The 18,505-nt window shown below is 69.7% G+C and carries 16 protein-coding genes; 8 read left to right on the forward strand and 8 right to left on the reverse strand.

Translation table 11 applies throughout. The features are described from left to right. The first annotated feature begins 23 nt into the window (after window positions 1–23). From OG876_RS37095 to OG876_RS37120, 6 genes are all read left to right on the forward strand, one after another. Complete coding sequence (locus OG876_RS37095) at window positions 24–1,619, forward strand: M4 family metallopeptidase (RefSeq protein WP_328521381.1); 1,596 nt, start codon at window positions 24–26, stop codon at window positions 1,617–1,619. Between the two features lie 137 nt (window positions 1,620–1,756). Continuing rightward, window positions 1,757–3,499 (forward strand): FAD-dependent oxidoreductase, encoded by a 1,743-nt coding sequence (locus OG876_RS37100; protein ID WP_328521382.1) that lies wholly within the window; start codon window positions 1,757–1,759, stop codon window positions 3,497–3,499. Further along, window positions 3,492–4,874, forward strand: coding sequence for an adenylate/guanylate cyclase domain-containing protein (locus OG876_RS37105; protein WP_328521383.1), 1,383 nt, complete (start codon window positions 3,492–3,494; stop codon window positions 4,872–4,874). Before OG876_RS37100 ends, OG876_RS37105 begins: the two co-directional genes overlap by 8 nt. Window positions 4,875–4,956: 82 nt before the next feature. Next, window positions 4,957–7,347, forward strand: a complete 2,391-nt coding sequence (locus OG876_RS37110) for a lamin tail domain-containing protein (protein WP_328521384.1) — start codon at window positions 4,957–4,959, stop codon at window positions 7,345–7,347. Window positions 7,348–7,438: 91 nt separating this feature from the next. Continuing rightward, complete coding sequence (msrB, locus tag OG876_RS37115) at window positions 7,439–7,855, forward strand: peptide-methionine (R)-S-oxide reductase MsrB (protein ID WP_328521385.1); 417 nt, start codon at window positions 7,439–7,441, stop codon at window positions 7,853–7,855. A gap of 43 nt (window positions 7,856–7,898) precedes the next feature. Next, window positions 7,899–9,941: an AAA family ATPase gene (locus OG876_RS37120; RefSeq protein WP_328521386.1), complete on the forward strand. Its 2,043-nt coding sequence runs from the start codon at window positions 7,899–7,901 to the stop codon at window positions 9,939–9,941. 5 nt (window positions 9,942–9,946) lie between these two features. On the opposite strand, the gene OG876_RS37125 is transcribed toward OG876_RS37120, so the two are convergent. The 5 genes from OG876_RS37125 to hemE are packed head-to-tail and all read right to left on the reverse strand — an operon-like array spanning window position 9,947 to window position 13,993. Further along, entirely contained in the window at window positions 9,947–10,324 is a 378-nt protein-coding gene (locus OG876_RS37125; protein WP_328521387.1) for a VOC family protein, read from the reverse strand. A 4-nt stretch (window positions 10,325–10,328) separates the two neighbouring features. Further along, window positions 10,329–11,027, reverse strand: a complete 699-nt coding sequence (hemQ, locus tag OG876_RS37130) for a hydrogen peroxide-dependent heme synthase (RefSeq protein WP_328521388.1) — start codon at window positions 11,025–11,027, stop codon at window positions 10,329–10,331. Next, window positions 11,024–12,433: a protoporphyrinogen oxidase gene (gene hemG, locus OG876_RS37135; protein ID WP_328521389.1), complete on the reverse strand. Its 1,410-nt coding sequence runs from the start codon at window positions 12,431–12,433 to the stop codon at window positions 11,024–11,026. The genes hemQ and hemG overlap by 4 nt, the downstream gene beginning before the upstream one ends. Next, window positions 12,430–12,936 carry a GNAT family N-acetyltransferase gene (locus OG876_RS37140; protein WP_328521390.1) on the reverse strand — a complete coding sequence of 169 codons (507 nt, stop codon included), beginning with the start codon at window positions 12,934–12,936 and terminating at the stop codon, window positions 12,430–12,432. Before OG876_RS37140 ends, hemG begins: the two co-directional genes overlap by 4 nt. Then, window positions 12,923–13,993 carry a uroporphyrinogen decarboxylase gene (gene hemE, locus OG876_RS37145; RefSeq protein WP_328521391.1) on the reverse strand — a complete coding sequence of 357 codons (1,071 nt, stop codon included), beginning with the start codon at window positions 13,991–13,993 and terminating at the stop codon, window positions 12,923–12,925. The genes OG876_RS37140 and hemE overlap by 14 nt, the downstream gene beginning before the upstream one ends. Window positions 13,994–14,214: 221 nt before the next feature. Between hemE and OG876_RS37150 the strand changes: the two genes are divergently transcribed. Next, the gene (locus OG876_RS37150; RefSeq protein WP_328521392.1) at window positions 14,215–14,817 is read left to right on the forward strand and encodes a DUF3000 domain-containing protein; all 603 of its coding nucleotides are present in this window, start codon (window positions 14,215–14,217) and stop codon (window positions 14,815–14,817) included. Continuing rightward, a complete protein-coding gene (locus tag OG876_RS37155; RefSeq protein ID WP_328521393.1) occupies window positions 14,814–16,082 on the forward strand; it encodes a ribonuclease D in 1,269 nt (422 codons plus the stop codon). Before OG876_RS37150 ends, OG876_RS37155 begins: the two co-directional genes overlap by 4 nt. On the opposite strand, the gene OG876_RS37160 is transcribed toward OG876_RS37155, so the two are convergent. The 3 genes from OG876_RS37160 to OG876_RS37170 all read right to left on the reverse strand — a co-directional run bounded on the left by OG876_RS37160 (window position 16,083) and on the right by OG876_RS37170 (window position 18,449). Beyond that, window positions 16,083–16,568, reverse strand: a complete 486-nt coding sequence (locus OG876_RS37160; protein ID WP_328521394.1) for a VOC family protein — start codon at window positions 16,566–16,568, stop codon at window positions 16,083–16,085. 64 nt (window positions 16,569–16,632) lie between these two features. Beyond that, on the reverse strand, window positions 16,633–17,862 hold the full coding sequence (locus OG876_RS37165; RefSeq protein ID WP_328521395.1) for an MFS transporter: 1,230 nt from the start codon (window positions 17,860–17,862) through the stop codon (window positions 16,633–16,635). Continuing rightward, window positions 17,859–18,449, reverse strand: a complete 591-nt coding sequence (locus OG876_RS37170; RefSeq protein WP_328521396.1) for a winged helix-turn-helix domain-containing protein — start codon at window positions 18,447–18,449, stop codon at window positions 17,859–17,861. The genes OG876_RS37165 and OG876_RS37170 overlap by 4 nt, the downstream gene beginning before the upstream one ends. Window positions 18,450–18,505 lie beyond the last annotated feature (56 nt).

The following is an 18,505-nucleotide window of genomic DNA, read 5'->3' on the forward strand; positions in this document are numbered from 1 at the left end:
GACGCTGATGAAGGAGCGCGAGGATGAACAGATCCGCCCTGTTCGCCGCTGCCACCGCAGTGGCGACCACCACCGCCCTCGGTCTGTCCAGTGTCACCACCGCCACGGGTGCACCGATGGCAGACCCCGTTCCCAGTCCGGCCGCGGCCGTTGCCCGGGCCAAGACCGCGATCGGCGACCATCTCGCCGTACTGCGTGCCACCGGCGCCGATGCGTTCGCCGTCAAGGACGTCATCGTCGACCCGGACGGGTCCAGCCATGTCCGGATGGATCGCACCATCGGCGGGCTGCCCGTCCTCGGTGGTGACGTGGTCGTGCACCAGGCCAAGGACGGCACCTTCAAGGGCGCCAGCCTGACGCTGAGCCGCAGCGCCGACGTGAGCCGGACCCCGAAGGTCAGCGTCGCGACGGCGACGCCGAAGGCTTTGGCCAAGGGCCTGAAGGCCGAGGGCAAGCCCGCGCTGGTGATCGAGGCCCGCAAGGGTGCGCCGCGGCTGGCCTATCTGGTCACCACGGTCGGCACGCAGCCCGACGGTACGCCGAGCAACATCACGACCACCATCGACGCACTCACCGGCGCCAAGCTGGTCAGCGAGCAGCACATCGAGACCGCGACCGGCGACGGCCAGAGCCTCTACAGCGGGACCGTGCCGCTCCAGACCACGGCGGCCACCGGCGGCTTCACGCTGACCGACCCGGTCCACGGCAACGGCTTCACCGCCGACGCCAACAACAAGACCGACTCCATCCTCTGCCAGCTGTTCGGCCTCGGCTGCCCGACGCCGACGCGCTTCACCGACGCCGACAACCACTGGGGCACCGGCACCAACGCGAACCGGGCCACCGCCGCCGTCGACGCGCACTACGGGGCCGCGACCACGTTCGACTACTACAAGAACGTGCACGGCCGGAACGGCATCTTCAACGACGGCAAGGGAGTCCCGAGCCGGGTGCACTACGGCACCAACTACGTGAACGCGTTCTGGGACGGCAAGCAGATGACGTACGGCGACGGCGACAACGTCGTCGCGGGTCCGCTGGTCTCGATCGACGTGGCCGGCCACGAGATGTCCCACGGCGTCACCGAGCACACGGCCAACCTCACCTACTCCGGTGAGTCCGGCGGCCTGAACGAGGCGACCAGCGACATCCTCGGCACCATGGTCGAGTTCTATTCCAACAACGCCGCCGACCCCGGTGACTACTACATCGGCGAGCGGATCATGAAGGACCGGCCGGCGCTGCGCTTCATGGACAAGCCGAGCAAGGACGGCAACTCCCCCGACTGCTGGTCCTCCGGCGTCGGCAACCTCGACGTGCACTACTCGTCCGGGATCGCGAACCACTTCGCCTACCTGCTGGCCGAGGGCAGCGGCGCCAAGACGATCGGCGGCTTCCCGCACAACTCGCCGACCTGCAACGGCTCGACGGTCACCGGCATCGGCCACGACAAGCTCGGCAAGATCTGGTACCGCGCACTGACCACGTACATGACCAGCGGTACGACGTACGCCCAGGCCCGGACCGCGACACTCAACGCGGCCACCGACCTGTACGGCGCGAACAGCACAGAAAGGGCCGCGGTCGCCGCCGCCTGGTCCGCCGTCAGCGTGAACTGAGTCGGTGAGGTCATGGGGCCCGCCGGGAACCGAGGCCCCATGACCCGCCGCGCCGGAGGCGCGGCAATCAAGTACAGACTGGTGAACAAACGCTTTGTCCATTGCCGTCCGCCGGTCGCGGACCTACCGTCACATGCATGGGTGGGGAGCTCGGGGGAGATTCCAGAGTGCAGGTGGCCAGGCTTCAAGAGGCCAGGCCACTGCTGCTCGTCGTCGACGCTGACCCGGAGCGTCTGGAGCGCTGTGAAACCGAGCTGGAGCGGGGCTTCGGCGTTGACTTCAGAGTCCGCGGTGAGCTGACCGCCGCTGCTGCGATCAATTCCTTACAGCAAGCTCACGACTGGGGACAGCGGGTCGCCGTCGTCCTGGTCGATCACGCGTTCACCGACGCCGCGCGAACCGAGATCCTCGCCGCGGCTCGCACGCTGCATCCGGACGCGCGCCGGGCGTTGCTGATCGAGTGGGGCGCCTGGGCGGACCGTGCGACGGCGGCCGCGATCCTGTCCGCGATGTCGGTCGGGGATATCAACTACTACGTCCTCAAGCCGTGGATCGCGCGGGACGAGTTGTTCCACCGGACCGTCGCGGAGTTCGTCCAGGAGTGGTCCCGCAACGAGGTGGCGAACCTGCGCGAGGTGGTCGTGATCGCTTCCGACCACTCGGTCCGGGCCCAGGCGGTGCGCAGCCTGCTCGCACGCAACGGCATCCCGAGCGCCTTCCGGCCGAGCGGTTCGGCGTCGGCGAACGACGCACTGGAGTTCATCGGGGAGCCGGATCCCGGCGACGGTGTGCTGGTCTGGATGCCGGCGGTCGGCGGCACCCTGTTGCACGATCCGACCGACGTGGAGATCGCCGAGGCGTGGGGGGTGCCGACGAGGCTGGCTCCCGGCGAGGAGCCGTCGTTCGATGTGCTGGTGATCGGGGCCGGTCCAGGTGGGTTGGCGGCCGCCGTCTACGCGTCGTCCGAGGGTTTGCGGACGTTGGTGGTGGAGCGGGAGTCGATCGGCGGGCAGGCCGGGTCCACGTCGCTCATCCGCAACTATCTGGGGTTCTCCCGGGGTATTCGTGGCTCGGAGCTGGCGCAGCGCGGATACCAGCAGGCCTGGGTGTTCGGCGTGCATTTCATGCTGATGCGGACGGTCGAGCGGGTCGAGAAGCGTGGCGACCATTTCGTCGCCGTGATCGGGGACGTCGGTGAGGTGACCGCGCGGGCCGTCGTACTCGCGGCGGGCGTGTCGTATCGGAGGCTCGGCGTACCGTCGCTGGAGAAGCTGATGGGGACCGGTGTGTACTACGGCGCCAACGTCTCGGAGGTCCATGGGTTGAAGGGTCTCGACGCCTGCGTGGTCGGTGGCGGGAACTCGGCCGGGCAGGCGGTCGTGGATCTGGCTCGGTACTGCCGGCAGGTCACGTTGGTGATCCGCGGCAAGGATATTGCCGCGGGCATGTCGCAGTACCTGATCGACGTGATCCAGGCCGCGGCGAATGTGACCGTGCGGGTCTCCAGTGAGGTTGTCGACGGCGGCGGCGACCGGTGGCTGCAGAAGGTCACGCTTCGGGATCGCGAGACCGGCGCCGAGGAGACGCTCGCTGTCGACGGACTGTTCGTGATGATCGGTGCTGTGCCTGGTACGGATTGGCTACCGGAGGAGGTCGGCCGGGATCGGCGGGGCTTCGTCCTGACCGGCACGGATGCGGGCGTCGATCCGCACTGGCACGAGGGCCGGCCGCCGCAGCCTTACGAGACCACCGTCCCGGGGCTGTTCGCGATCGGCGACGTACGCAGCGAGTCGGTGAAACGGGTGGCGTCCGCGGTCGGCGAGGGTTCCGTGGTCGTGTCGCAGATCCACACCCATCTCAGGGTCTCGGCGGATGGCTAAGCGACGGTTCGTCTACACCCCGGCGATGGTCGCGCTGACCGCCGTCGCGCTGCTGATACCGCTGGCTGGATTGGTCCTGCTGCTGAATGCGCCTCGGCTCAACGTGCATTGGGAGCACCATCCGGCGCACTTCTGGCTGGTGCTCCTGACCGCCGGGCTGAGCGCCGTACTCGCGTACGTGACGGGTGCGGCGGCGCTTCGGCGGGGGGATCCCCGGGTGCTGTTCATCTCGCTGACGTTTCTGTCGGCGGCCGGGTTTCTCGGGTTGCACGCGCTGGCCACGCCGAAGGTGCTGCTCGACACGCCGAACGTCGGTTTCACGCTCGCGACCCCGGTGGGCGTTGCGCTCGGCTCGGTGTTCGCGGTCCTGTCCACCCTGAACTTCTCCGGGGATCGGGTGGCGTCCGCGATGCGGTGGGGACGGTGGCTCCGGGCCGGCCTGCTGACGCTGATGGGCTTGTGGGCCGCGGCCTCGGTCCTGCGGTTGCCTCCGCTGCACGCCGCCTCGGTGCCGGAGGTTGCCGACGGCATCCTCAAGGTGATCGCCGTACCGGCTGTGCTGCTGTACGCCATCGCGGCGGCGCGTTTTCTGCGGAGCTGGTGGCAGCGCCCGTCGCTGATGGTGCTGGCGATGGTCGCCGCCAACGTGCTGCTCGGTGAGGCGATGGTCGCGCTGGTGTTCGCGCAGAACTGGGCGCTGTCGTGGTGGGAGTGGCATGTGCTGCTGCTCACCGCGTTCGCACTGGTTCTGGTCGGGGTGCGGCTCCAGTGGTACGAGGAAAGGTTCGCGGATCTCTACCTGGAGGACACCGTGTCGGGGCAGCGCGAGCTGAGCGTGTTGTTCGCGGATCTGGAGGGGTTCACCCCGTTCTCGGAGAAGCACGACCCGGCCGAGGTCGCGGCGATGCTGAACACGTACTTTCAGGTCGTCGTACCTCCCGTCGTACGGCGGCATGGCGGCACTGTGGACCGGATCATCGGGGACGCGCTGATGGTGACCTTCAACAAGCGTGGTGACCAGCCGGACCACGCCGCCCGCGCGGCCGCGGCGGGACTGGCGCTGCAGGATGCGGCGATCGCGGTCCAGGCGGCGCACCCGAACTGGCCGCGGTTCCGGGTCGGCATCAACACCGGGATCGCGTCGGTCAGTCTGCTCGGCACCGAAGGCGGGCGGACGCACACGGTCATCGGCGACACGGTCAACGTCGCGTCCCGGATCGAGGGCAAGGCTCCCGGCGGTGGTGTGGCCATCGGGCCGGCCACCAAGGCACTCCTGCCGGACGCGGTCACCGAGTCGCTCGGGCTGCTCAGGCTCAAGGGCAAGGCCGAGCCGATGGAGGTCCACCACCTGCTGGCGATGCACCCCGGCGAATGATCACCCGTGCCTTCCGGGCGCGCACCGGCTGTTCACGTGTTGGACCTTGGCGGCGACTGGTCCGGGTGTGAGAATCCGGCTCATGTCTGCCCAGAACCGATCGCGGCGCCGCCTGGGCGCCCTCGTGATCACCTCGTGTCTCGCCTTGTCGGCCGCCGGAGTGCTGCTGGCCGCACCCTCGAACGCCGCCTCCCCCGATGTGGTCATCACCGAGGTGTACGGCGGTGGAGGCAACAGCGGCGCGCCGTACACGAACGACTTCGTCGAGCTGACCAACAACGGCAGCTCTCCGGTCGACGTGAGCGGCTGGTCGGTCCAGTACGCGTCGTCGACCGGCGTCACCTGGCAGGTGACCAAGCTGACGGGCAGCATCGCCCCCGGTGCGGCGTACCTCGTCCAGGAAGGGGCCGGCGCCGGGAACGGCGCGCCGATGCCTACCCCGGACGTCTCGGGCACCATCGCGATGTCCGCGAGCGCGGGCAAGGTCGCGCTGGTCACCAACCAGACCGCGCTGGCCTGTGGCTCCGTGTGCCACGCCGATCCGGCGGTTCGGGACTACGTGGGCTTCGGCTCCGCGGCGACCGACTCCGAGACCGCACCGACGGGCACGCTCTCGAACACGAGCTCGGCCGCGCGCATCGACCCGACGAAGGACACCGACAACAACGGTGCCGACTTCGCCGTCGGCAACCCGTCGCCGGGCACGCTGACCTCGACCCCGACCGAGCCGCCGGTCGACGCGAAGATCCACGACATCCAGGGCGCCGCGCACCGGTCGCCGCTCGAGGGCAAGGTGGCCGCCAACGTCACCGGTGTGGTGACCGCGAAGACCGGCAACGGGTTCTGGTTCCAGGACCCGCAGCCGGACACCGACCCCGCGACCAGCGAAGGTCTGTTCGTCTTCACCAGCTCCGCGCCGACGGTCTCCGTCGGTGACGCCGTCACGGTGCAGGGCACGGTTGCCGAGTTCCGTCCCGGCGGCTCGGGCGGAGTCACGAACCTGACCACCACCGAGCTCACCAACCCGACGATCACGGTCACCGGCACGGCCGCCGTACCGGCTCCGACGATCGTCGGCCCGGGTGGCCGCGTCCCGCCGTCGACCGTGATCGAGGACGACTCGGCCGGTGACGTCGAGACCACCAGTACGGCGTTCGACCCCGCCAACGACGGCCTGGACTTCTGGGAGTCGCTGGAAGGGATGTGGCTGGGCATCAACGAGCCCCAGGTCACCGGTCCGACCAGTTCGTTCCGTGAGCTGTCCGTCGTACCGGCCGGATCCGGAGTGCGGACCGTGCGTGGCGGCATCCTGCTGCAGAAGACCGACAGCAACCCCGAGCGCGTCCTGCTCGACGACGTGCTGACGCCGATCCCGGACGCGAAGACCGGCGACAAGCTGGCCGGTGTGGTGACCGGTGTCCTGGACTACTCGTTCGGGAACTTCAAGTTCCTCCCGACGCAGACCCCGACCGTGATCGACGGCGGCGTGAAGCGCGAGACGACCAAGGCGTCCTCGCCGCTGCAGGTATCGGTGGCGACGTTCAACGTGGAGAACCTGGACCCGTCCGACGGTCCGGCCAAGTTCGACGGGCTGGCGCAGGCAGTGGTGAAGAACCTCGCCTCGCCCGACATCGTCGGTCTGGAGGAAGTGCAGGACAACGACGGCGCGACGAACTCCGGCAACACCCAGGCGAACGTCACCCTGGACACGCTCGTCGCCGCGATCCAGGCCGCGGGCGGACCGAAGTACGCCTATCGCCAGATCGACCCGGTGAACAACGCCGAGGGTGGCGAGCCGGGCGGCAACATCCGGGTCGCGTTCATGTACCGGACGGACAAGCCGGTGAAGTTCGTCGACCGCCCCGGTGGCGGCTCGACGGTGCCGACGACGATCACCACCGACCGGTTCGGCCGGCCGCACCTGAGCTCGTCGCCGGGCCGGGTCGACCCGGCCAACCCGGCCTGGCCCGCGACGCGGGTCCCACTGGCCGGTGAGTTCACCTGGCACGGGCAGAGCCTGTTCGTGGTGGTCAACCACTTCAGCTCCAAGGGCGGCGACAACCCGCTGTGGGGCCGGTTCCAGCCGCCGGTGCAGGTGACCGCGGAGAAGCGGCACCAGCAGGCTCAGGCGGTCCGTGGGTTCGTGGACCAGATCCTCGCGAAGGACAAGGGCGCGAACGTGGTCGTGCTCGGTGACCTGAACGACTTCGACTGGTCCGAGACCGCGGACATCCTGGTCGGCTCGGGCAAGACCGCGCTGATCGACATGCCGCGGACCCTCCCGCTGCCGGAGCGCTACAGCTACGTGTTCGAGGGCAACAGCCAGATCCTCGACCAGATCCTGATCTCGAAGAACCTGCAGCCGGCCTCGACGTACGACGTGGTGCACATGAACGCGGAGTTCCCGGACCAGATCAGCGACCACGACCCCCAGGTGGTGCGGGTCATCCCACTGCCGTCCTGGGTCCGGTGATCCGGCGGGCCTGAGGGCGCGGCGATCACGGGAGTCTTACGTGCGGCCGCCCGGGCGGGGTTTTCCTTGCCCGGGCGCCGATACTGGACTCGTGACAGATGACACCAAGCAGTACGCCGTGACCAAGTCCGACGCGGAGTGGAAGGCGCAGCTCTCCCCCGCCGAATTCCAGGTACTGCGCAAGGCCGGGACCGAGCGGCCGTACACCGGTGAGTACACCGACACGAAGACCGTCGGCGTGTACAAGTGCCGGGCCTGCGACGCGGAGCTGTTCCGCAGCGAGAACAAGTTCGACTCGCACTGCGGGTGGCCGTCCTTCTTCGCCCCGCTGGCCGAGGACCGGGTCCAGTACATCGAGGACAGCACCCTCGGCATGAAGCGCGTCGAGGTCCGCTGCGCCAACTGCGGCTCGCACCTCGGCCACGTCTTCGAAGGCGAGGGCTACGAGACCCCGACCGACCTCCGCTACTGCATCAACAGCATCAGCCTCACCCTGCAACCCGCCTGAAGCTGCCGGGACGTCGGCCGCTGACACACTAAAGTTGGCCAGCGTGGCTGACGACTTCGGACCTCGCGTTCTCGATGCTCTTGGAGCCGACCAGCCTTGGGAGGTGCCGGAGGATTGGCTGGCCGGTGTCCGTGACCGGCTACGCGCGTGGGGCGACGATCCGGGCACGTTGCGGCCGGTCGCCTTCCCGGAGTTCGTCGACGGAACGCCGGCCGCCGTGTGGTTCACCCACCAGATCGCCCCACTCCTGACCGGCTGGATCCCGGTGCTCCACGGCGAGTACGCCGACATCTCCGCCGTGCTGACCCGGGACTTTTACCGGTCGCCGGTCCGGTACGGCGGGGCCGGTCACCTGATCCGGGTCGCGGACGCCGACTGGCCGCTGCAGCTGGTGTCCGGCGCTCGCGGTTTCCGCGAAGACGCTCGCCGGCAGGCGCTGCAGCTGTCCCGGGACGTCGTCAGCCTCTTCGTCGACGCGCCGCCGATGGCGACCCGGGCCCGGGCCCTGACGAGCGCGTTCGACCGGGTGCTTTGGGACCGCGAGCTGACCCGCATGCACACCGCCGCCGACTACGAGACGATCGCTCAGTTCTGGCGGACCGCCGTACTCAGCGATGACGAGCGGTTGGCGCTGCCGGAGCTGGCGGGCACCGCGTCGGCCCTGTACTACTCGCTCAGCACGCTCCGGGACACACACGCCAAGCTGGTGACGGAAGTCCCCGACGACGAAGCCGGCGACTTTGCGCAGCTGCTGGCCCGGATGATCCTGGCCACCGGGCTCCACGGCCTGCCTCCGGCCGTCGGCCAGATCCTGGGCGGCGCCGGCTGGGACGTCGTGAACGCCCTCGCCGACCTCAAGGCCGGCTTCGACGCGCACACCTGGCTGGCCGCCAACACCGTGTGGCTGGCCCGCGCGGTGCGTCGCGACCAGCAAGGGCTCGCGCGGTCCTGGGCTGCTGCGGCTACCAGGGTCTCGGTGCATCTGGCCGACGTACTCGCGGGCGCACCGTGGCCGGAGCTGCAGGTCCCGGACCTGAACGCCTTCCTCCGTGATCCCCGGCCGGTTTCCAGTACGCCGAACCCGCCGGCTCCGGTGCGCGAGGCTGAACCCGAACAGCAGCCTCCAGTCGAGCCCGTGCCCGAACCAGTCGTCGAGGTCGAGCCCGAGCCCGCCCAAGCTGCCGAGATCCGGGCGGAGCCGGTGATGCTGGCCGTGCCGGAGCCGGTGGACTACACCGACAACCCGATGGCCGAGCTGGACGCGCTGATCGGGCTGGACTCGATCAAGGACGCGGTCCGCCGGATGGTGGCCGAGGTCAAGACCAACCTGCGTCGCAAGGAGCTCGGTCTGCCGAGTCACGAGCGGGCCCGGCACATGGTGTTCGTCGGCAAGCCCGGCACGGCCAAGACCACGATCGCCCGGTTGCTCAGCCGGGTCTACAAGCAACTCGGCGTCCTCGAGAAGGGTCACGTGGTCGAGGTCGACCGGTCCGACCTGGTCGGCTCCAGCGTCGGCACCACCGCGCCGCTGACCGCGGCGAAGTTCCGCGAGGCGCTCGGCGGGGTGCTGTTCGTCGACGAGGCCTACACGCTGGTTCCGGAGAACAGCCCGGGTGACTTCGGCCTCGAGGCCGTGGCCACCATCCTGAAGCTGATGGAGGACCATCGCGACGAGTGCATCGTGATCGTCGCCGGCTACCACCGCGAGATGCAGCGGTTCATGGAGTCCAACACCGGGCTGGCGTCGCGGTTCCCCAAGCTGTTGTCCTTCAGCGAGTACGACACCAACCAGCTCGTCGCCATCTTCGAGCTGCAGGCCCGGCTGAACGGCATGATCTACTCCGGCGACGTGCTGGATGCGCTCCGCGCGGTCATCCCGCCGGCTCCCCGGGCCCACAACTTCGGCAACGGCCGCTTCATCCGGAACGTGCTCGAAGAGGCCATCTCCAACCAGGCGACCCGGCTGTCGGCGTACGACCCGGACAGCCTGACCGAGCGCGATCTGCGCGAGCTGCTTCCGCAGGACATCAAGCCCCCGACCTCGATGCGCGCCGAGGACTACCTCTTCCAGAAGCCCGGGACCTGAGTCGCCTAGATCGGTGTGGCGAGGGCGACCGGATTGCCCTCGGGGTCGGCGATGTAGGCCTGGCGCTCGCCCCAGGGCATGGTCACCGGCTCCTGCAGGACCGTGTGCCCGGCGGCCCGGAACGACTCCACCTCGGCGTCGACGTCGTCGACGTACACGAAGAGCTCGAAGCGGGGCGCCGCGCCGACCGTGATGCCCAGCTGGGCCTCGGGCCAGCTCGCGTCCGAGAGGCCCAGTGAGGAATCGCCGCGTTCGAGGCCGACGTAGTGCGGGTCACCCTCCAGCGGGAACTGGTACGTCGGCTCGTACCCGAGCAGCGCGTAGAAGTCGACGGACCGGCGCACGTTGCTCACGTAGAGCACCGGGAACGCTTTGCGGTGCACCGGCTTACGCCAGGTTGGCGACCAGCTCGCCGAGCTCGGTCCGCTTGCCCGTGTAGAACGGGACCTCCTCGCGCACGTGCCGCCGTGCCGTCGAGGCGCGCAGGTCACGCATCAGGTCGACCATCCGGTGCAGCTCGTCCGCCTCGAACGCCAGCATCCACTCGTAGTCGCCGAGCGCGAACGACGCCACCGTGTTCGCCCGCACGTCCGGGTAGGTGCGGGCCATCTTGCCGTGCTCGGCCAGCATGAACCGCCGCTCCTCGTCCGGCAGCAGGTACCACTCGTACGACCGCACGAACGGGTACACGCAGACGTACGCCCGCGCCTCCTCGTCGGCCAGGAACGCCGGGATGTGGCTCTTGTTGAACTCGGCCGGCCGGTGCAGCGCGAACTGCGACCAGATCGGCGCCAGGTGCCGCCCGAGCCGCGACCGCCGCAGCGCGTGGTATGCCTTCTGCAACGCGTCCGACGTCCGCGCGTGCCACCAGATCATGAAGTCGGCGTCCGCCCGGAATCCTTCGACGTCGTAAATTCCGCGGATCACCACGTCGTCGTCGGCCCGCAGTTTCGCCAGCAGATCGGACAGCTCAGCGGTCAGCTCGTCCCGGTCCGCATCACCCAGCGGCGTCTCCACCTTGAAGACCGACCACAGGGTGTACCGGATCACATTGTTGAGTTCACGAGCTTTCGGCTTCTCTGTCACGGAGCCATTGTCCCCACTGTGGCTAGGTGAGCCTGCACCCGGGTGGCTGCCTTACCGCCAGACGCCACACAAGCAGCGATCCCCACACCCCGGTACGCCGCTCCGCAGACAGCCAGCCCGGGCTCCGCAGCCACGGCCGCCTCCACCCGGTCAACGCGGTCCAGATGCCCCACGGCGTACTGCGGAAGCCCACCACCCCACCTGGTCACCAGGGACCCGACCACAGGCCCCTGCAACCCGATGGCACGCCCGAGGTCCGCGGCGGCCAGTGCGACCAGCTCCTCATCGGACCGCTGCAGCACGTACTCCTCACCGAGCCGTCCGACCGAGGCACGCAGTACGGCAAGCTCTCCGCCGGCCTCCCCCGACCACTCCCACTTGGCGTGCGAGTACGTCGACGCCTTGATCGTCCGCCCTTCCACCGACGGCACGAGGAACCCGGACCCGGTAGCTCCGGCCGGCCAGTCCTGCTTCCGGACCGCCAGCGTCACGATCGCCATGCTGGCGTACTCGATCGACGCGAGCTCGGCCGATGCCGCGGGCACCAGGTCCGCCAGCATGCGGGCCGCGGGGGTCGCCGGTACGGCGATGATCACGGCGTCCGCCTCGATCAGAGTCGGGGCCGGGACCGGCCCGGCCTCCAGCGCGTAACCGGCCGGCGTCCGCGTGATCCGCCGTACGGCGAGCTTGCGCCGGATCTCGACGCCACGAGCCGTCAGATCCTTCTCCAGCGCCTCGATGATGCGGTTGATCCCACCCACGACGCCCGCGAACACCGGCTGGCCGGCCCGGCGCTGCCCCGCCTCGCGGAGCTCCGCGGTCGCCGCGAGCAGGCTCGGCGCGGTCCGCAGCTTCGCGTAGAGCTCCGGCACCGCGGCCGCCAGCGAGATCTCCTCGGCCTTGCCGGCGTACACCCCACCGAGCAGCGGATCGATCAGCTTGTCCGTCACCGCCGACCCCATCCGGTCGGCGACAAATCGCCCGATCGCAACATCCTCGGTCAGCGCCGGCGCGGGCAACTCCGCCTCGCGTGCCACCGCGTCAGCCGCCGCTGGGCCGAGTACGTCGACAGTCGCCGCCGGGTCGACCGGGACACCCATGATGGTCGGCGGGATCGCCCGGATCCGGTCACCGACCCACAGCCCGGCGGATGTCGTGGCCGGATGCACCAGGTCGTCGCCGAGCCCGACCGCGCGGATCAGGTCGACCGCCTCCGGCCGCCGGGCCAGCACCGACTCGGCACCCAGGTCGACCGGCACACCTTCGAGTTCAGCGCCCGCCAGCTTTCCACCCAGCCGCGGCGACCCCTCGAGCACGGTGATCTGTGGAGGGTTCGGCCCGGTCGCCAGCGCGTGCGCCGCGGCCAGCCCGCTGATCCCGCCACCAACCACAACCACCCTGCTCACGCTTCCTCCAGCGTCAACTCGTACCTCGTCCCCGGTCCCAGGTCCGTGTTCGACTTGCCGATCGGCCGGAAGCCTGCCCGCGTCAAGATCGCCTGCGACGCGGGGTTGCGGTCCGACGCCCCCGCCCGCAGCCTCGTCAGCCTGTACTCCGACGCAGCGAGCTGGATGACCGCGCGCACCGCGGCCGTGGCGAGTCCCTTGCCGCCGGCCTTCTCCGCGATCCGGTAGCCGAGCTCGGCCGACCCGTTCTCGAGGTCGACCAGGTTCACCCTGCCGACCACCGCACCGGACTTGTCCACCAGGACGTGGAACTGGCAGACCCCGGCCTCCTGCTCGGCCAGTCGGGCCGCGTGAACGGCCGCGAAGGACGTGAAGTAGTCGTCACCGCGGTCCCACACCCACGCGGCGAAGTACTCGCGGTTGTCCAGCTCGAACGCGAGTACGGCGTCGGCGTGCGCGGCGGTGAGACGCTCCAGCGTCACCTCGTGGTCAGGCAGGTACACGGGCGGACTTCGCTTGGACGTACTTGACGATGCGGGTCAGGACCTCGGGATCGGCGTCCGGCGGGACGCCGTGGCCGAGGTTGAAGATGTGCCCGGGAGCCGCCTGGCCCTCGGCGAGGATCCGGTCGATCTCGGGCTCGAGGGCGTCCCATCCCGCGAAGAGCAGGGCCGGGTCCAGATTGCCCTGCACCGGCTTCGGACCGGAGCCGGTCGCGGTGATCCGCCGTACCGCCTCGTCCAGCGGCACGCGCCAGTCGACCCCGACGACATCGGCGCCGGCCGCGCTCATCAGGCCGAGCAGCTCGCCCGTGTTCACGCCGAAGTGGATCCGCGGTACGCCGTACGAGGCGAGCGCGTCGAAGACCTTCGCGGAGTGCGGCAGGACGAACCGCCCGTAGTCACGCGGGGACAGGGCGCCCGCCCAGGAGTCGAACACTTGGATCGCGGACGCGCCCGCCTCGACCTGCACCGAGAGGTACGCGATCGCGACGTCGGCCAGCCGGTCCGCCAGCGCGTGCCACAGCGACGGGTTGCCGTGCATGAGCGCCTTGGTCTTGGCGTGGTCCTTGCTCGGTCCGCCTTCGACCAGGTACGACGCGACCGTGAACGGCGCGCCCGCGAAGCCGATCAGCGGCGTGCCGCCGAGCTCGGAGACGAGCTGCTTCACCGAGTCGGTGATGTAGGGCACGTCGGCCGGGGTGACCGGGCGGACGGTCTCGAGACCCGCCAGGTCCCGGACCGGGTCGGCGACCACCGGGCCGACGCCCGGCTTGATCTCGATGTCGAAGCCGACCGACTTCAGCGGCATCACGATGTCGGAGTAGAAGACCGCCGCGTCGACGCCGTAACGGCGTACCGGCTGCAACGTTATCTCGACGACGAGGTCAGGACGCATACAGGACTCGAGCATCGTCGTGCCCTCGCGAACCGCGCGGTACTCGGGCAGCGCGCGGCCGGCCTGCCGCATGAACCACACCGGGGTGTGTGGTGCAGGCTCGCCCCGGGCAGCGAGCAGGAAGGCGGAACGGTCGAGCGGGAGCGGCTGTGGCTGAGACACACAGCGATAATCCCACGCTGTTGTTGACGCGCTGACAGGGCGGTCCTGGGGCCCTCCCGGCCTGGACTGAGGAGCGCAGGGAGCGAAGCGACCGGAGCGACGAGGGAAGGCCGGGAGCCAGGGCCCCAGGACCCCGCCGCGCCGGAGGCGCGGCCATGAGCACTGCGTTACCGGCGCGTCGCCACAGGCGTCGGTGAGTAATCAGTCGTAGGCTGCCAAGCATGGGTGCCCGCAAGCAGGTCGACGCGCCACCCGCCGAGTTCGCCGAGGCCGTGACGCAACTACGCGGTGCCCGGTTCCGGCCCGAGGTATTCGTCGAGGAGATGCCCGCGCCGCAGCGGATCGCTCCGCATGCGGCCGCGGTCAGCGCGGACGTGACGGTCGACGGTGACGATGTCGCCACCGGCCGCCTCGTCATCCTCTACGACCCGGACGGGAACGACGCCTGGCAGTCGACCTTCCGCTGTGTCGCGTACGTGCGCGCCGCCGTCGAGCCGGAGATGGTGACCGACGCGCTGCTCGGCGGCGTGGGCTGGACCTGGTTGATGGAGGCGCTGGCCGACCGGGGCGCCGACTTCCTGGCCCCAAGCGGTACCGTCACCAGGGTGGTATCGGAAAGCTTCGGCGGCATGGCCGACGACGACGCGACGGCGGAGATCGAGATCCGCGCGTCCTGGAGCCCGGTGCCGGGACCTGGAGGCCTGGTGGACGTGACCCGGCACGCGGAGGCGTGGGGCGAGGTGCTCTGCACGGCGGCCGGCCTGCCGCCGGTGCCGCCGGGGGTGGTCGCGATGCCGACCCGGCGCGGACAGCGGGGCCGATGAGCCCAGCCGAGACCCAGCAACCGACGCCCGTCCCGGACGACCCGACCGCGCACCTGCCACTGCTCGAGCTCCGTGACGGGCTGTCGGACGTCATCGACACCGAACCCGCACTGACCGAGGTGGTCGACGCGTTCCGGTCCGGCACCGGCCCGGTCGCCGTCGACGCCGAACGCGCGTCCGGCTACCGCTACTCCCACCGCGCGTATCTGGTCCAGCTTCGCCGCGAGGGCGCTGGCTCGGCGCTGATCGACCCGATCCCGTTCGGCGACCTGTCCGCGCTCGGTGACGCGATCGTCGACGCCGAGTGGATCATCCACGCCGCCAACCAGGATCTGGCCTGCCTGGCCGAGGTCGGGATGGTGCCGCGGAAGGTGTTCGACACTGAACTGGCCGGCCGCCTCCTCGGATACCCGAAAGTCGGCCTGGCCTCACTGGTGAGCGAAGTGCTCGGCTACCGGATGCGCAAGGAGCACTCCGCCGCCGACTGGTCGACCCGTCCGCTGCCCGCACCCTGGCTGGTGTACGCCGCTCTGGACGTGGAGATGCTGATCGAGTTGCGCGACGCGATCGAGCAGGAGCTGCGTCGCGAGGGCAAGTGGGATTGGGCCGACCAGGAGTTCGCCGCGATCCTCGAGGCGCCGCCCCGGGAGCCGAAGCCCGACCCGTGGCGCCGCACCTCCGGCATGCACCGGGTCCGCAATCGCCGGAGTCTGGCCGTCGTACGGGCGTTGTGGGAGGCCCGCGACCAGATCGCCGAGTCCGCGGACATCTCCCCCGGCCGGATCCTGCCGGACGCGGCGATCGTCGAGGCCGCGTCCGCGATGCCGGCGGACCGGGACACGCTGCAGAAGCTGACCGCCTTCAAGGGCCGCGGCGCACACCGCCACATGCGGACCTGGTGGGAGGCGGTCGACCACGCGCGCCGGCTCCCCGACTCCGAGCTCCCCAAGCAAGGACCCCGGTACGACGGTCCGCCGCCTGCGCGCGCCTGGGCCGATCGGGACCCGGACGCGGCGGCCCGGTTGTCCGCCGCGCGGGCCGCGGTCGCGGAGATCGCCGAAGCCCACCGGCTGCCGACGGAGAACCTGCTCTCCCCCGACACGATCCGGCGGCTCGCCTGGTCGCCACCACCGGACCTGAGCCTCGACGTGGTGACGACCTTCCTGCGCGAGCATCACGCCCGCGGCTGGCAGATCGCCCTCACCGCGGAGGCCCTGACCGACGCGATGTCCTCCGAGGCCGCGCCCGCCAAACCGCTGGACTGATCAGCCGACCGGCCGGAACAGCGAGCTCTGCACGTAGTCCAGCGCCTTGGTGAACTTCTCGTCCCCGAACCGGCGTCTCAGCTCCGCCTCGTCGACGACCTCGATCCGGGTCTGCAGCCAGTACAGGTTGCCGAACGGGTCGTGCACCCGCGCCACGATGTCGCCCCAGAACAGGTGCGTCGGCTCGGTCACGACGGTGCCGCCGGCCGCGACCGCCTGCTTCAGGGCGGCCTCGACGTCCGGCAGATAGAGCCGCAGGAACGCCGGCGTCGGCGGCCAGTCCGGCTTGTCGAACATCATCACCACCGAGTCGCCGATCCGCATCTCCGCGTGCCCGATGTTCCCGTGCTCGTCGACCACCCGCCCACCCAGGTCCTCGGCGCCGAACGCGGCGGCCAGGAACTCCATCAGCCCGGCGGTGTCGTGCCCGATGATCCACGGGGTCACGGTGTGATAGCCCTCGGGGATCGGCGTGACAGTCGTCATGATTCCTGCTCCTTCGCGGTCGGTTGACACCACCGTAGAAGCAGTACAGGACAGCTTCGGTCCTCTACTCCTCCAGGCTGACGGCGTCCTGCTGCCGGTCGCCGCTCGCCAGGTCGCCGCGGATCTCATCGGGCAAGGTGAGAACGATCTGGAGTACGCCGAGCAGGATCACCGTCGCGATGATGGCGAAGATCTGGCGGTAGCTGAGCAGACTGACAAGCAGGCTGCCGAGCGCCAGTGAGATGGCCTGCGGGGTGGACACGAGCACCTCGACCGCGGTCGACACCCGGCCGATCAGGTGGCCCGGCGAGCGCCGCTGCATCAGCGTCGTGAACGCGACGAAGGTCCACGGCAGCCCGAGACCGCAGATGCCTGCGCCGACGAGGACAAGTGCAATGGTGGGCGCGGCGGCACAGACGACAGTGGCGACGGCCAGCGCGGTCAGGCCGACGGCACAGGTCGCGATCTCACCGAGACGGCGTACGGCCCAGCTCGCGGTGAGGCCGCCGAGGACCGCACCGACGCCCTGACAGGTCACGAAGACGCCCGAGAACGTCGGCGGTTTGTCGAAGGCGTCCATCAGCGCGTAGATCGACGACTCGAAGAAGCCGATGACCAGGATGGAGATCGCCAGCCCGGCGACGACGTGGCGGAGCACCCGGTCGCCGACCAGGAAGCGGATGCCACCGAGGAGATCTTCCCGGAAGGTGCTCCTGACCGGTGCCGGGGTCTCGGTCACCTTGATCGTCGCGATCAGCAGCCCGGCGATGGCGAACGTCGCCGCGTCGACGACCGCCACCAGCCAGCCGCCCGCGGTCGCGAAGATCGCCGCCCCGACCAGCGGCCCGAACAGCCGATAGCCCTCCTTGATCGTGGCGAGGCTGGAGTTGGCGTCGACGAGGAGGTCTTCCGGCAGCAGCTCCTTGAGCAGCCCGTTGAGCGCCGCGGGCAGCACCACGAACGAGACGCCGTACAGGAACGCAACGACCCAGATCAGCCAGACGTCATTCTCGTCGCGCACCAGCACGAGCGGCAGCACCGCGGCCGCGCTGGCGAAGTTCCCCCAGACGAGGATCGACTTGCGGGGCAGCCGGTCGACCCAGACACCGAGCAGCGGAGCGCCGAGCGCCGGCAGCACCATGAAGAAGAAGGTCAGCCCGGCGAGCGCGTTGGAGCCGGTGAGTGTCTTCACCCACATGCTCAGCACCAGCAGCATCACCGAGTCGCCGAGCATCGACGTACTCAGCCCGCCGAAGAGGCGAGGGAACCCAGGCTGCGCGAACACCTTCCTCATGCCGGCTCGACCCCCGGGAAGTACGTCGGTATGCCCCACGCGACGAACTCGCAGAGCCGCGAGCCGGGTGGTCGCTGCTGCGGTTCGGTCAGTCGCTCCACATGGCGGTCGAGCACCGCAGTGATCGCGTCGTTCATCTCCTTGAGCTCGTCCGCGGTCAGCCAGGCGACCATCTCATTGCTGGTCTGCGCCGTGCGCCATTCCTCGGTCTCCTCCGGGGCGCGCTGCTGGAACTCGCGCAGCCGGTCCATCGCACGGCTCATCACCACCTCGGACAGGGCCTGCGCTGCCCGCCGCTCCTGGATCGACTCCGACGCGTGCTCGTCGTCCCAACCGAATCCGAGCCCTGGCACCTGCCACGGCCGCTGCCGGCCCGTTCCGCCCCCGGCCTCCTCCACGAACCCGTGCTGCGCCAGTTTGCGCAGGTGCCACGAGCAGTTGGCCGGCGTTTCGTCGAGCCGGTCGGCCAGTTCGGTGGCGGTCAGTGGTCCGCTGATCGACAGCAGTTCGACGATCGCCATCCGCACAGGGTGCGCCAGGGCGTTGAGCTCACGTGGGTCGCTGAGATGGCGATGCGGGGTCGGCATCCATCGAAAGTACTCTTTCGAAAGAAGTGTTGCAATAGAAATTGGACCAAAAGAAA

Origin of the sequence: Kribbella sp. NBC_00359 (assembly GCF_036097425.1) — a bacterium.
Taxonomy (GTDB): Bacteria; Actinomycetota; Actinomycetes; order Propionibacteriales; family Kribbellaceae; genus Kribbella.

What these genes read in the sequence shown, in the direction of transcription:
- OG876_RS37095 (WP_328521381.1), top strand. Translation starts at nt 24, where the DNA reads ATGAACAGATCCGCCCTGTTCGCCGCTGCCACCGCAGTGGCGACCACC.
- OG876_RS37100 (WP_328521382.1), top strand. Translation starts at nt 1,757, where the DNA reads ATGGGTGGGGAGCTCGGGGGAGATTCCAGAGTGCAGGTGGCCAGGCTT.
- OG876_RS37105 (WP_328521383.1), top strand. Translation starts at nt 3,492, where the DNA reads ATGGCTAAGCGACGGTTCGTCTACACCCCGGCGATGGTCGCGCTGACC.
- OG876_RS37110 (WP_328521384.1), top strand. Translation starts at nt 4,957, where the DNA reads ATGTCTGCCCAGAACCGATCGCGGCGCCGCCTGGGCGCCCTCGTGATC.
- OG876_RS37150 (WP_328521392.1), top strand. Translation starts at nt 14,215, where the DNA reads ATGGGTGCCCGCAAGCAGGTCGACGCGCCACCCGCCGAGTTCGCCGAG.
- OG876_RS37155 (WP_328521393.1), top strand. Translation starts at nt 14,814, where the DNA reads ATGAGCCCAGCCGAGACCCAGCAACCGACGCCCGTCCCGGACGACCCG.
- OG876_RS37160 (WP_328521394.1), bottom strand. Translation starts at nt 16,568, where the DNA reads ATGACGACTGTCACGCCGATCCCCGAGGGCTATCACACCGTGACCCCG.
- OG876_RS37165 (WP_328521395.1), bottom strand. Translation starts at nt 17,862, where the DNA reads ATGAGGAAGGTGTTCGCGCAGCCTGGGTTCCCTCGCCTCTTCGGCGGG.
- OG876_RS37170 (WP_328521396.1), bottom strand. Translation starts at nt 18,449, where the DNA reads ATGCCGACCCCGCATCGCCATCTCAGCGACCCACGTGAGCTCAACGCC.